General features: G+C 74.5%; 14 protein-coding genes. 10 read left to right on the top strand and 4 right to left on the bottom strand.

Annotation, left to right across the window (positions count from 1 at the left end; all coding sequences use genetic code 11):
- Window positions 1-4: 4 nt before the first annotated feature.
- The 8 genes from AC0HI0_RS05640 (at window position 5) to AC0HI0_RS05605 (ending at window position 7,670) form a co-directional block, all read left to right on the top strand.
- Window positions 5-358, top strand: coding sequence for a hypothetical protein (locus tag AC0HI0_RS05640; protein WP_480931175.1), 354 nt, complete (start codon window positions 5-7; stop codon window positions 356-358).
- On the top strand, window positions 359-1,471 hold the full coding sequence (locus AC0HI0_RS05635) for a zinc-binding dehydrogenase (RefSeq protein WP_480931174.1): 1,113 nt from the start codon (window positions 359-361) through the stop codon (window positions 1,469-1,471).
- Between the two features lie 12 nt (window positions 1,472-1,483).
- The gene (locus AC0HI0_RS05630) at window positions 1,484-2,440 is read left to right on the top strand and encodes a methyltransferase (protein WP_480931173.1); all 957 of its coding nucleotides are present in this window, start codon (window positions 1,484-1,486) and stop codon (window positions 2,438-2,440) included.
- Window positions 2,440-3,168 (top strand): SDR family NAD(P)-dependent oxidoreductase, encoded by a 729-nt coding sequence (locus AC0HI0_RS05625; protein WP_480931172.1) that lies wholly within the window; start codon window positions 2,440-2,442, stop codon window positions 3,166-3,168. The genes AC0HI0_RS05630 and AC0HI0_RS05625 overlap by 1 nt, the downstream gene beginning before the upstream one ends.
- 1 nt (window position 3,169) lies before the next feature.
- Complete coding sequence (locus AC0HI0_RS05620) at window positions 3,170-5,323, top strand: N,N-dimethylformamidase beta subunit family domain-containing protein (RefSeq protein ID WP_480931171.1); 2,154 nt, start codon at window positions 3,170-3,172, stop codon at window positions 5,321-5,323.
- A complete protein-coding gene (locus AC0HI0_RS05615; RefSeq protein WP_480931170.1) occupies window positions 5,307-6,254 on the top strand; it encodes an alpha/beta hydrolase in 948 nt (315 codons plus the stop codon). Before AC0HI0_RS05620 ends, AC0HI0_RS05615 begins: the two co-directional genes overlap by 17 nt.
- Window positions 6,251-6,508: a hypothetical protein gene (locus AC0HI0_RS05610; protein ID WP_480931169.1), complete on the top strand. Its 258-nt coding sequence runs from the start codon at window positions 6,251-6,253 to the stop codon at window positions 6,506-6,508. Before AC0HI0_RS05615 ends, AC0HI0_RS05610 begins: the two co-directional genes overlap by 4 nt.
- 133 nt (window positions 6,509-6,641) lie before the next feature.
- The gene (locus AC0HI0_RS05605; RefSeq protein WP_480931168.1) at window positions 6,642-7,670 is read left to right on the top strand and encodes a helix-turn-helix transcriptional regulator; all 1,029 of its coding nucleotides are present in this window, start codon (window positions 6,642-6,644) and stop codon (window positions 7,668-7,670) included.
- Window positions 7,671-7,674: 4 nt separating this feature from the next.
- Here AC0HI0_RS05605 and AC0HI0_RS05600 read toward each other — a convergent pair whose 3' ends face one another.
- A complete protein-coding gene (locus tag AC0HI0_RS05600) occupies window positions 7,675-8,316 on the bottom strand; it encodes a hypothetical protein (RefSeq protein WP_480931167.1) in 642 nt (213 codons plus the stop codon).
- A 108-nt stretch (window positions 8,317-8,424) separates the two neighbouring features.
- On the bottom strand, window positions 8,425-9,249 hold the full coding sequence (locus AC0HI0_RS05595; RefSeq protein ID WP_480931166.1) for a hypothetical protein: 825 nt from the start codon (window positions 9,247-9,249) through the stop codon (window positions 8,425-8,427).
- 180 nt (window positions 9,250-9,429) lie between these two features.
- On the opposite strand from AC0HI0_RS05595, the gene AC0HI0_RS05590 reads away from it, so the two are divergent.
- Window positions 9,430-10,203 carry a class I SAM-dependent methyltransferase gene (locus AC0HI0_RS05590; protein WP_480931165.1) on the top strand — a complete coding sequence of 258 codons (774 nt, stop codon included), beginning with the start codon at window positions 9,430-9,432 and terminating at the stop codon, window positions 10,201-10,203.
- 312 nt (window positions 10,204-10,515) lie between these two features.
- Window positions 10,516-11,031 (top strand): hypothetical protein, encoded by a 516-nt coding sequence (locus tag AC0HI0_RS05585; protein WP_480931164.1) that lies wholly within the window; start codon window positions 10,516-10,518, stop codon window positions 11,029-11,031.
- 43 nt (window positions 11,032-11,074) lie between these two features.
- Here AC0HI0_RS05585 and AC0HI0_RS05580 read toward each other — a convergent pair whose 3' ends face one another.
- Together AC0HI0_RS05580 and AC0HI0_RS05575 are read right to left on the bottom strand one after the other, a co-directional pair.
- Entirely contained in the window at window positions 11,075-11,587 is a 513-nt protein-coding gene (locus AC0HI0_RS05580) for a hypothetical protein (protein WP_480931163.1), read from the bottom strand.
- A 168-nt stretch (window positions 11,588-11,755) separates the two neighbouring features.
- The gene (locus tag AC0HI0_RS05575) at window positions 11,756-13,180 is read right to left on the bottom strand and encodes an aldehyde dehydrogenase family protein (RefSeq protein WP_480931162.1); all 1,425 of its coding nucleotides are present in this window, start codon (window positions 13,178-13,180) and stop codon (window positions 11,756-11,758) included.
- Window positions 13,181-13,246 lie beyond the last annotated feature (66 nt).

The following is a 13,246-nucleotide window of genomic DNA, read 5'->3' as shown; positions in this document are numbered from 1 at the left end:
TTCCATGACCCGTACTGACGACTCGCGCCCGCCGACGCCCTCCGGGGCGGCCGGCGGGCCTTCCGGCGCGCGCGACGGGTGGTTCGACACCGAAGTCCCCTTCGTGCCGCAGGACTCCCCCTCCGGGGACCGGCTGCGCTCGGTCGCCGGGGCGGCGTGCGCGTTGTCCACCCGCGCCGCCGCCGGACCGCCGCCCGGGTCGGCGGCCGGTCCCGGTGACGGGTGGTTCGACCCCGGGTTGCCCGCCGCGCCGGACGAGTTCACCGCCGGGGGCCCGCACCCGTTCCTGGCCCGCGCGCTGGCCGAGCGGACGGCTCGCGCCCTCGCACCCACCGACCAGAACAGCCGGGAGCCGTAGATGCGTCCCACCTCGACCCGCGCGGCGGTCCTGCGCGACTTCAACGAACCGCTCGAACTGACCGAGGTGCCGCTGCCCGCCGAACTCCCGCCGGGCTCGGCGATCGTGCGGATCACCAGCACCACGCTGTGCGGCACCGACGCCCACCTGTGGGCGGGCGCCATGCCGTTCGTCCCGCTGCCGATCATCCTCGGCCACGAGATGACCGGCGAGGTCGTGGCGCTGGCCGCCAACTCCGGCCGGGACGCCTACGGCAAGGCGGTCGAGATCGGCAGCCGGGTGGTCTGGTCGGAGTCGGTGTGCGGGCACTGCCAGGGCTGCACGGTGCTGCGCGCGCCGGTGCTGTGCGACAACCGGGGCTACGGGTTCGGCCAGCGCTCCGACCGCTGGCCGTACGCCATCGGCGGGCTGTCCGAGTACGCCTACCTGCCGCCCGGCGCGCACCGGATCGTGGTGCCCGGCGACATCCCGGACACCTGGGCGGCCGCCGCCGGGTGCGCGGTGAAGACGGTGGTGCGCGCGTTCGCGAACGCGGGCGGCGTGCAGCCGGGCTCCACGGTGGTCGTGCAGGGCTCGGGTCCGCTCGGCCTGGTCGCCACCGCGTTCGCCCGCGCGGCGGGCGCGGGCCAGGTGATCACGCTGGGCGGCCCGGCCCACCGGCTGGCGCTGGCCGCCGGGTTCGGCGCGGACACCACCATCGACGTCACCGACGTGACGGACCCGGACGAGCGGGTCGCCCAGGTCGAAGAGCTGACCGGCGCGCTGGGCGCCGACCTGGTGCTGGACTTCGCCGGCGCGCCCACGGCCAACCGCGAGGGCGTGCTCATGTGCGGCCGGCGCGGCACGCACGTCGTGGTCGGCATCGCGGGTCCGCGGGCCGCGCCGGTGCCGATGGACGTGGTGATGGGCCGCGAGATCACCGTCGTGGGCTCGCTCAACGGCGACGTGGGCGACCTCGCCCGCGCGCTGCGCTTCCTGTCGGCGTTCGCCGGCCGCTTCGAGTGGGACGCCATGTTCTCCCCGGCCGTCGGGCTGTCGGGTGCCGGGCAGGCGATCCGTGACATGGAGTCGATGGTCGCGATCAAGGCCGTCGTCGACCCCGGACTGGACTAGGAGACAACCGCGATGACCGATCCCACCGCGCCGGTGACCGTCGCGACCGGGTACACGGCCGCCGAGCAGCTGTTCGCGGCGAGCGAGCCGGCCGTGTTCAGCGCCCTGGCCCTGGGTCCGGCGAACAGCCTGGAACTGGCCGAGCGCGCCGAGCTGCCCGAGCGCTCCGCGCGCGTCCTCGGCGACGCCATGGTGGGCCTGGGCCTGCTGGAGCACCGGGACGGCAAGTACGCCAACACCCCGGTCACCGAGGCGTACCTGGCCGGGCAGGGCGGGCTCGACCTGCGCCCGCACCCGGCCTTCCGGGACGCCCTGGGCTACCCGCACCACAGCTCGTCCACGCGGTCCGCGCGGCCGGGACCGGTCGAGCTGGACGAGGCCCGGACGGGCGTGTCCACGAACGGCGTGCAGACCTGCGACCCGCTGCACGCGGTCGTGCTCGCCCAGAGTTACGACTTCTCCCGGCACCGGCACGTGCTCGACCTGGGCGGGCTGTCGCCCGCGTTCCTCGGCGAGGCCGCCAAGCGCAACCCCGGGCTCACCGGGGTGTTCGTGGGCACCGCGGACTCCGTGGACCGGGCCAGAGGCGCGCTCGACCCCGAGGTCGCCGACCGGATCTCGCTGCACGAGGCCGACCCGTTGACCGACGAGGTGCCCGGCCGGTACGACGCGGTGCTGCTGGAGCACGTGGTGCACCGGTTCGACGCCGAGCAGAACAAGGCCGTCCTGCGGGCCGCGCGCCGCGTGGTCGACCCCGGCGCAACGCTGCTGGTGCTGGACTCCCTGCCGGACGCGGTCGACGGCCGCCGGCTCGACCCGGTGATGGCGGGCGAGCACCCGGTGGTCGACGGGGCCGTGGTGCACCCGCAGGACGAGGTGCACGGCCGGCCGGCGGAGACCGGTTGGCGGGTGCTGGAGACCCGTCCGCTGCCGGGCGGCCCGCGCGTCGTGATCGCCGAGGCCGTCTGATGGTCGCGCTGGTCACGGGTGGGGCGGGCGGTATCGGCGGTGCGATCGCGACGGCGCTGGCCGGGCGCGGGCACCGGGTCGCGGTGGCCGACGTGGACCCGGTGGGTCTGGCCCGCACCGCAGAGGAGTTCGGCGGGCTCGCCGTGCACATGGACGTGCGCGACGAGCACTCGGTGCGGACCGGGGTGGCCAAGGCGGTGGCCGAGCTGGGCCCGATCGACGTGCTGGTGCACGCGGCGGGCGTGGTCGGCGGCGCGGCCCCGCTGATGTCGCTGCCGGTGGAGGCGATGGACGCGGTGCTGGCGGTCAACGTGCGCGGCACGTTCCTGATCACCCAGGTGGTCGGCGAGGCGATGATCGCGGCCCGGCGCGGCGGGTCGATCGTGCACATCAGCTCGGCGGGCTCGATGCGGCCGACCGTGGGCCTGGGGCACTACGAGGCCACCAAGGCGGCGATGAACGCGCTGACCCGCTCGGCGGCGCTGGAACTCGCGCCGCACGGGATCCGGGTCAACGCGGTCGCGCCGGGCCCGGTCGAGACGCCGCTGACCTCGGCCTCGATGGCGGATCCGGCGGCGCGCGCGCCGTGGCTGGAGCGGATCCCGCTGGGGCGCATCGCGAACACCGACGACCTGGTGCCGACGGTGCTGCTGCTGGCCTCGCTGGAGGCCCGGCACATCACCGGCACCGTGCTGCCGATCGACGGCGGCCAGCTGTTGAGGGGCTGACGTGGCACCTGTCGACCACACCCGCGCACCCGTCGTCGGCTACACCGACCGGTTGGACTACCGGCCGGGTGACCGCGTGTCCGTGCACGCCAGCGCGTCCACGCCGGACGCGCGGGTGCGCCTGCTGCGCGTGGACCACGACGGGACCGCGCCCGTGCGCACGCCCGTGGACGTCGACCTGCCGGCCCGGATCGCGGTGCCGCACCAGGACTTCGACCACGGCTCGTACGGGCTGGTGCCGCGCCCGCCGACGCTCGGCGCTGCGGTGTCGTTCGCGGTGTGGGTCTGGCCGACGGCGTTCCCGGCGGACCGGGCGGGGCTGATGAGCCACGGCGACGAGGCGGGCGGCCCGTTCGCGGAACTCGCGCTGCGCGCCGACGGCACGCCGGAGTTCGCGGTGCGCACCGGGGACGGCGTCGTGCGGGTGCGCGGCCCGGTGCTGCGGCCGCGCCGCTGGTACCTCGTCGTCGGCGGCTACGGCGAGGCCGGCGCGCGGATCGAGGTCCGGCCGCGCGACCGCCTGGCCGACGAGGCCGACGTGGTGGTCACCGTGCCGCCGGCCGGCCCCCTGGTGGAGGGCGCGGCGTCGCTGCTGTTCGCCGCGCGCCGGGTCGGCGGCCGGGTGGGCGGCCACTTCGACGGCAAGCTGGACGGGCCGACGGTGTTCGCCGAGCTGCGCACCGAGCTGGACTGGCTGGTCGCCGACACCCGCTCGGCGTGGCACCTGGGCGCGCGGGCGCACTGGGAGCTGTCGCACGGCATCGGCGGCGACACCCTGCTGGAACTGGTCGACGGCCGGCACGGCGCGCTGCACAACCAGCCGCTGCGCGGGGTCACCGGGCACGACTGGACCGGCGAGGTGCTGGACTGGCGGTTCGCCGACCGGGGCTACTCGGCGGTGCACTTCCACTCCGACGACCTGGCCGACTGCGGCTGGGACCCGGTGCTGGAGTTCACCCTGCCCGAGGACCTGCCCGGCGGCTGCTACGCCGTGGAGCTGGCCACGGCGCAGGGCGTGGACCGGCTGCCGCTGTTCGTGCGGCCGACCCGGCCCACCGCGCGGCTGGCGTTCCTGGTGCCGACGCTGAGCTACCTGGCCTACGCGCTGGAGCACGTGCACATGCCGTTCCTGCCGGAGGACCCGGCGGAGGTGGCGGCCCCGTTCGCGCGGGACAACCACCTGCACAGCCTGTACGACCGGCACCGGGACGGCAGCGGCGCGGCCACCGCGTCGCTGCGCCGGCCGCTGCTGGGCGTGCGCGACGACCACGTGTTCCGGCACGCGGGCGGCCCGCACCAGTACAGCGAGGACCTGCACCTGGTGGGCTGGCTGCGCCGGCGGGGCTTCGCGTTCGACGTGCTGACCGACCACGACCTGCACGCCGACGGCGCGGCCGCGCTGGAGGGCTACCGGGCGGTGGTCACCGGCAGCCACCCCGAGTACTGGACCGGCGCGATGCTCGACGCCGCCGACCGCTACCTGGACGGCGGCGGGAACCTCGGCTACCTCGGCGGCAACGGCGCGTACTGGGTCACCTCGATCCACCCGCGCAAGCCGCACCTGGCGGAGCTGCGGCGCGGCTACGCGGGCGTGCGGATGTGGGAGGCCGAACCGGGCGAGCTGCACCTGTCGTCCACCGGCGAGCCGGGCGGGCTGTGGCAGGAGCGCGGGCGCCCGCCGCACCGGCTGTTCGGCATCGGCACCACCGCCGCCGGTCTCGACGGCGGCGGCGCGTACGAGCTGGCGGGTCCGCACCCGCTGCTGGACGGGCTGTCCTCGCCGCTGGGCGGGTTCGGCGCGGTGCAGGGCAACGCGGCCTCGTTCGAGACCGACGGCATCGACCCGCTGCTGGGCAGTCCGCCGAACATCGTGCTGCTGGGCCGGGCGGCTCTCGGCGAGGCGTACGTGCAGGCCGACACCGGACCGACCACGCCGCACCCGCTGGGCGACCCGCTGGACCGCCGCCGCGCCGACCTGACGCTGCTCGACACCCCCGGCGGCGGCGCGGTGTTCGCCACGGGGTCGATCGGGTGGTGCGGCGCGCTGTCCCACGACCAGGACGACAACGACGTCTCCCGGCTGACCGCCGCCGTGCTGCGGCGGTTCGGCGCGGGACCGGACACGGAGGACGACCCCGATGCCGCTGCACCCTGAAGCGCGCGCGGTGATCGACGCGACCGACGCCCAAGGCGGCCTGCTGCCGCTCGACGGGACGTCGCCCGCCGAGATGCGCGCCGCGTTCGCCAAGTCCTGGCAGCCCTCGCCGCACCCGGAACCGGTCGACTCGGTGGTGGACCGGTCCATCCCCGGCCCGGCGGGCGACATCCCGGTGCGGGTCTACACCCCGCACGGCGACGGCCCGTTCCCGGCGCTGGTGTGGTTCCACGGCGGCGGCTGGGTGATCGGGTCCCTGGAGGAGAACGACAGCACGTGCCGGGCGCTGTGCAACGCGGTGGGCATGGTGGTGGTCTCCGTGGACTACCGGCTCGCCCCCGAGCACCGCTACCCGGCCGCCGCCGAGGACGCCTACGCGGCCCTGCTGTGGGTCGCCGACCGCGGCGCGGAGATCGGCGCGGACGGCCGGATCGCGGTCGGCGGGGAGAGCGCGGGCGGCAACCTGGCCGCCGTGGTGTCGCTGATGGCCCGCGACCACGACGGCCCGGCCATCTCGCTGCAGCTGCTCGCCGCCCCGGTCACCGCGCCGCCCAGCGACCGGCCGTCCTACCTGGACTACGGCGAGGGCCACTTCCTCGACCGGGAGAGCATGGAGTGGTTCTTCACCCAGTACCCGCGCGACCCGTCCGACCTGGACGACCCGTACCTGGCGCCGCTGGCCGCCTCGCACCTGGGCGGGCTGCCGGCCGCGCTGGTGATGACCGCCGAGTTCGACCCGCTGCGCGACGAGGGCGAGGAGTACGCGCACCGGCTGCTGGACGCGGGCGTCCCGGTCACCCTGATCCGCTACGAGGGCCAGATCCACGGGTTCTTCGCGCTGCTCGTGGACCAGCTCAGCATCTCGGTCACCGCGCACGCCCGGGCCGCCGCCGCGCTGCGCGCCGCGTTCTCCCAGGAAGCGCTGCGGTGACGACCCCCGGCGTCGGCGTGCTCGCGCCGGGTTCGGGGCGGACCCGCGACCGGACTGGCCCCGCTCACCGCGCCGCCCGGCGGTCCAACCCGGACGGCGGCCCGTGGCGGGCGCCGACGGCCCGGACCGTGCCCGAGGGCGGTGCCCTCGCGGCGGCCGAGCCGGTTCGGATCACGCGGCCGTTCGACGTGCGGCTGCGCGCGGCGGTCGCCGAGCTGTGGCTCGTTCGGGGGGTGGTGGATCCCGGGGAGTGACGGACGGTCAGCCCGGTTGACGCCCCGGGAACCTCAGTTGACCCGCAGTGCACCCCGTCGTGCACTGCGGGTGACCCGGTATTGTCATGATCACGTCACGCACCGTAGGTTGTGCACCTACCGAGGAGAGCCGATGGACACCACGAAAGTGGCCTCGGCGGTGCGCATCGGTGCCGCCCTGGGCAGCGGTGCCGCCGTGGAGTGGGACGAGGTGTTCGCCGCCCTCCGCGTGGCGGTGCCCGACATCTGCGCCGTCCAGGTGACCGCCTGGGACCCGGTGTCGCGCGGTTTCGTGGTGATGGCCGAGGACGGCTACCAGCGGGCGATCAGCCGGGAACTCGCGCACGAGCTGCCCCGGACGAGGTGGGGCGGCCAGCTGTTCGACTCCCCCGTGCCGCTGCTGATGGACGACATGCCGCACAACTTCCGCGACTCGCCGCACTACCAGGAGCGGCTGCGCCCGGCGGGCTTCGAGGACGGCCTCTCGGCGACCCTCCGGATGGCGGGCTCGCGCCAGGTGGTCGGCGTGCTGCACGCCAACGCGCCGGTCCGCGACGCGTTCGGCGAGCCGGCGCGCGGTTTCGTCGCGCAGGTCGGCTCCGCGCTGGCCCGCCGGGTGGACCCGTTGTACTGCCCCACGTTCGACGCCTGGTTCGATCCGGAGTGGACGGCGAGCTGGGTGTTCCCGGCGCACGGCCCGGTGGCCGGCCGCGCGGCCGCGCCGGTCGCCGACGACCCGGCGCTGCGCGCGCTGGCCGAGGCGTTCTCCGCGCTGGGCGTGCGCACCGTGCCGTTCCTGTGGCCCGCGAGGGACGGCTGGTACCGGGTGCGGCTGCTGAGGGTGGTCGACGGGCCCCGCACCGGCGTGGTGGCGGCGTGCGCGCCGTTCGAGAACCCGTCGGGCCTGACCGCGCGCGAACTCGACATCGCGACCGGCCTGGTCGCCGGCCTGTCGAACCAGGCGATCGCGGAGAGCCTGGTGGTCAGCCGGCGCACCGTGGAGACCTACGTCGAGCGCCTGCTGACCAAGCTCGACTGCTCCTCGCGCGGCGAGGCGGCGGGCATCGCGGCCCGCGCCGGGTTCGTCCGGCCGTCGTCGGAGTCGACCGGGGTCGGCTCCCTGGCCAGGCTGACCCGGGGAGCCGACCCGTACTGGGTCTGAGGGCTCAGCCGAGCAGGCGGTCGGTGAGCGCCTGGGCGAACATCTCCACCGACGGGCTCTCCATGCCGCGCCGGTCGCCCTTGCCGTCCACGGTGAGGCGGACGACCTTGTCGCCCTTGGCCATGATCCCGGTGCACACGCTGTGCTCCTTGGCGGCGTTGGAGACGCAGTAGGCGTACCGGTCGTCCACCATCCGGTTCGTGGTGGGGAAGCCGGTGTTGAGGTGGAAGTACTCGTCGGCGGTCAGCGCCTCCTCGGGCTGGAGGCTCTCCCTGGCCCGGTGGCAGTTCGAGGCGGCGCGGGCCTGCTTGACCACGTCCTTGCCCGACACGCCCTGGTAGACGGCGTTGTACTGGGTCATGGTCACCTCCCGGCCGTCCTTGGCCCACGTCCACTTCGCGGTGATCCCGGCCGTCGCCTGCCCGGCGGAGGCCAGGTCGGGGCACTCGATCAGCTTGCCCACCCCCGTGACCGGCTCGCCCGCCTTCGTGAGCCCCTGGGCGGCGGTGACGTCCTCGGGCAGCAGCAACGCCTTGACGGCCGCCTCCCGGTCGGGCGCGGCGCCGGTGGGCGACGCGGGTTCGGCACCCGCTGAACAACCGGTCGCGGCCAGGACAGCGCAGACCGCGACGACAAGACTCCGCACGACTTACCCCTCAAGATCGGATGTGCGCCGAATCGTACGGCCCGGCCGGAAACCTCGTTGCCCGGCAACACGTCCTGTCGAGAACGTCCCCGATGACCGACTCGGCGGTCACCGGCGTCTTGCGCTGAACTTCTTGCGGGACAACAGGATCTCGCCGATCACGACGGCGTCGTCCATCGGCACGACCCAGTCGCCGTCGCCGGTCCGCAACAGCAGCGCCGGACCGGGTCGGGTGTGCAGGACGCTCCCGTCCTCGAACACCACCCACCGGCGTTCGACGGGCTCCGGCGGCAGGGTGATGGCGCGGACCTCGCGCAAGTGGGCCGACCACACCGAGAAGTGGACGCGGGGCCCGAGTTTGCGTCCCCGGTGCGACTGCGCCCACCACTGCACCAGGTCGCCGCCGATCTCCATCCGCGCCGTGACGCGCTGGTTGCGGCGGGGCGCGATCCGCAGGGCGTAGTCGAGGCGGAACCCGGTCGCCCCCAACTCGGGCACCGGCGGGTCCAGCAGGGTGCGGCGGGCCCTGCGCGCCGACACGCACGACCCGACCGCGCCCGCCAGGCAACCCGCGAACAGCGCCCCGGCGACGGCGGGCGACGCGGCGCGTTCCGCGAGGCCGTAACCGGGAATCGCGCCGAACAGCACCTGCCCGACCGCCGCGGACGCCGCCACCGGCGGCCACGACGTCGGCCTGGACAGCCCCCGCCGGCACAGCCACCCGACCTGGAGCACCGCGATCGCGGTCGAGACGGCGCAGGGCAGCGCACGCCACCGGCCGCCGTCCTCGGCGAGGACCCCCAGCACCAGGCAGCCGACCGCCACCGCGCCCGGCAGGACCACCGCCGACCACAACAGCAGCGACCTCAGCCGACGCCACCGCGTCCCCAGCGCCGGCGCGCCCTCGACGCACCGCACCGCCCGCAGGATCAACCGTCTCCCCCCGACACCCCGCCACACCCGAACCGACTCACGACGGGCATTGTCCCCTGCGCGAAACCCGGGACGAGCGCGGTTCGGCGGCGGCGGCGACGGTCCGCGCCACCGCGCGGACCGTGCGGCCCGGCCGAAACCTCGTTGCCCCGCAGCACGTCCGGCCGGGAACATCCCCCGATGACCGACTTGATCCGGCACTACACCGGCGTCTTCGACGAGAACGACCGCCTGCACCGGACACCGCACGGACGTCTGGAGTACCTGCGCACACAGGAACTGGTCCGCCGACACGTGACCGCGCCGGCGCGCATCCTCGACGTGGGCGGCGGGACGGGCGTGCACGCGAGGTGGCTCGCCGACGACGGCCACGCCGTGCACCTCATCGACATCGTGCCCGCGCACGTCGACCACGCGTCGACCCTGCCCGGCGTCACCGCGTCGCTGGGCGACGCCCGTGACCTGCCCGTCGCGGACGACAGCGCGGACGTGGTCATGCTCATGGGCCCGCTCTACCACCTGGTGTCCGCGACCGACCGGACCCGGGCCCTGGCCGAGGCACGTCGCGCGCTGCGCCCGGGAGGGCTGCTCGTCGCGGCGGCCATCAGCCGCTACCTGTCGGCGCTGGAGACCGGCACCACGGGCGCGCTCACCGCGGACCTGGTCGCCCCGGTGGGCGCGGTGATCGCGAGCGGGCGTTACGACGGCCACGTGGGCTTCACCGAAACCCGCTGGCACACGGCCGACGAACTGCACGGCGAACTGACCGCCGCGGGCCTCCGGGACGCGGTCGTCTACGGCGTGGAGGGCCCGGCGTGGCCCGCGCTGGACGTCGCCGGGACCGCCGGCTTCGACGACCACGTCGACGCGGCCCTGCGTTGCGCCCGCCTCCTGGAGACCGACCCGCTGCTGATCAACGCGAGCGCGCACTTCCTCGCGTTCGCCCGCGCCTGACCCGCCGAGGACGAGTCCCGGCCCGGTCGAGGGCAAGCGCCGAAAGTGGGATTTCCGCTGTGCGCACTCCGGCGGTCGAGTCGCCTGTCCGGCCCGACGGAGTCACTTTGGGTGGGTGCGCCCATCGGCCGATCGAGCGGTTCTCCATTCCACCCGACATCAGCGGTCCTTTCTGTCCTAGGGTCGATCCCGGAAGAGGGTTTCCACCGAGCGCGCACGCATTCCGAGAACTTCGGAAACGCACCCAAACCCGGACGACGGGGTGGCGCACCAAACTCCGCACCCACCCCTTCCACCATTGGAGGGTTCTTCGTGAGACGCTTCCTCTCCGGTCTCGTCATCGTTTTCGTCGGCACGCTGCCGGTCGCCGGGCAGGCCGCCGCGACCCCGAGCCCGGCACCGGGCCCGCAGGCCGCCGCGGTCCACTGCGCGGCCCTGTACCAGCCGGTGGGCGCCAAAGTGCCCGGTGAGCCCACCCTGCTGGGCCTGCGCGGCTACCAGTGCGGGAAGCTCGCCGCGTCCATCGCCGGCCCGGTCGTGCTCAAGGTGTACGAGCACATCGACTACGGCGGCGACTCGCTCGAACTGAGAGTGGCCGTCGACTGCGATTCCGATGGCTACCGCTGGGATTCCATGCCCGACGGATGGAATGACCGGGTCTCGTCGTTCCGGTCGTACTACAACTGTCGCGGAGTGCGCCTATACGAGCACAACGGGACCTCGGGAAGATGTGGCACCTACGTGTACGACGCCTCTTGGATCGGCGACGAGATGAACGACAAGACCTCGTCCGTCCGCAATTCCCGGGATTACAAGAACTTCTGCTGACCCACCGTGGGATTCGTTCCCGATGGGGGAAGGCGTGGCCGGGCTACTCGCCGGACGCGACCAGGACGACCTGCCCGGTCTTCTCGTCCAGGTACACCGACGGCCGCCAGTCGTCGTGGCCGATGGCCCGGTCGAGCGCGTCGCCGGTCAGGAACGGGCCCGGCGGGAGGTGGTCGCGCAGGCCCTCCACCACGTCCGGGGTCGCGCCCTGCGCGGTCGGGGCGTGGCGGGTGGTCAGGCGTCGCGCCTCGGCGGGCGGCAGGGTGACCACGGCGTCGATCCAGTACAGCGACGGGCCCGGGGTGTCCGCACGCCCGAAGGTGCCCGACATCCACCGGGCCGCCGTCGCCCCGGCCAGCGCCGGGAACCTGGTGCGCAGGGGGTCGAGGTCGGTGCGCAGGTCGCCGGTCCCGGACTTCCCGGCCGGGGCGGACGGGCCGGTTCCGGCGGTGAGCAGGTGATGACCCGCCAGACCGGCCGCGACCGCGAGCACCACGGCCAGGAGGCCGGCCGCGCCGACCGTCCACGGTCGGACGCCGCGCGTCTCACCGGCCACCGGTTCCCCCTCTGCTCGTCCGGCACACCGGGGATGCCCGGCGCCTGAGAGGAGTTCTACCTGGTCCGGGAGTCCGTGTCCGGGTTGTCGGCACTTTGCGGCCGGCGAACGACACGACGGCCCGGCGTGCGATCGCACGCCGGGCCGTCGTGGTCGAGCAAGACACGCTCAGCCGTGGTGCATCCAGATGCCCTTGATCTCGGTGTACGCGTCGATCGCGTAAGGCCCCATCTCGCGACCCCAGCCGCTGGAGCGGAAGCCGCCCCACGGGGCCGCCGCGTCCGGGATGCACGGCATGTTCACGAACACCGCGCCGGCGCGGATGCCGTCCGCGAGGCGGTGGGCGGTGCGCAGGTCGTTGCTCCACACCGACGCCGCCAGGCCGTAAGGCGAGTCGTTGACGCGGTGCAGCAGCTCGTCCTCGTCGTCGTAGTCCAGCACCGCGAGGACCGGCCCGAAGACCTCTTCGCGGGCGATGGTCATGGCGTCCTGGACGCCGCCGAACACGGTCGGGCGGAAGAAGTGGCCCGGACCGTCGCCGCGCTCGCCGCCGGTGACCAGGTCGGCACCCTCGGTGACCGCGCCGCGCACGAACGACTCGACCCGGTCCCGGTGCTCGGCGCTGACCAGCGGGCCGAGGTCGGTGTCCGGGTGCAGGCCCGCGCCCAGGCGCAGGCCGGACGCCGCGGTGGCGAGCTTGGAGGTGAACTCGTCCTGGCGCGCCTTGTCGACGTACAGCCGGGCGTAGGCGGCGCAGACCTGGCCGCTGTTGAGCAGCCCGCCCGCGATGGTGCCGGCCACGGCGGCGTCGATGTCGGCGTCGCGGGCGATGACGGTGGGCGTCTTGCCGCCCAGCTCCAGCGTGATCCGCTTGAGGTCGGCGGCGGACGCGGTGACGATGTCGCGGCCCACCGACGTGGAGCCGGTGAACGACACCTTGTCCACGCCGGGGTGGCGGACCAGCGCCTTGCCGGTCTCCGGGCCACCGGTCACCAGGTTCACCACGCCGGGCGGGAACCCGGCCTCGACGCACAGCTCGACCAGCCGGACAGTCGTCAGCGGGGTCTGCTCGGCGGGCTTGATCACGGCGGTGTTGCCGCAGGCCAACGCGGGTGCGAGCTTCCACGCCATGATCATCAGCGGGAAGTTCCACGGCGCGATCAGGGCGCACACGCCGACCGGCACGCGGCGGTCGAACTGCAGGGTGTCGGGGAACGAGACGTTGCGCACCGCCCCGTCCAGCTTGGTCGCCCAGCCGGCGAAGTACCGGAAGTGCTCGGCCGCACCGGTCACGCTGACCGCCCGCGCCACGCCCAGCGGCTGGCCCTGGTCGCGGGTCTCCAGCTCGGCGAGCTTCTCTGCGTCCGCCTCGATCAGGTCCGCGAGCCGCCACAGCAGCGCCGCGCGCTCGGTCGCCGGGGTGGCGGTCCAACCGGGCAGGGCTTCGCGCGCGGCGGCGACGGCGTCGTCCACGTCCGTCGCGCTCGCGTCGGCGACCACCGCCAGCTGCTCACCGGTAGCGGGGTCGGTGGTGGTGAACTCCCCCGCCCCGGCGGTCCACTGGCCGCCGATGTACAGACCTGTCGCGCGCATGTCGACTCCCCTCCACTGGCTCATCGCGGCCCAGTGTGGGCTGCCGCGTTCCCGGAGCGCTTGCTC

The organism is Saccharothrix sp. NBAS 001, from assembly GCF_056640475.1.
The sequence above is the reverse complement of the archived record's forward strand: the minus strand, read 5'-3'. Positions and strand labels throughout refer to the sequence as shown.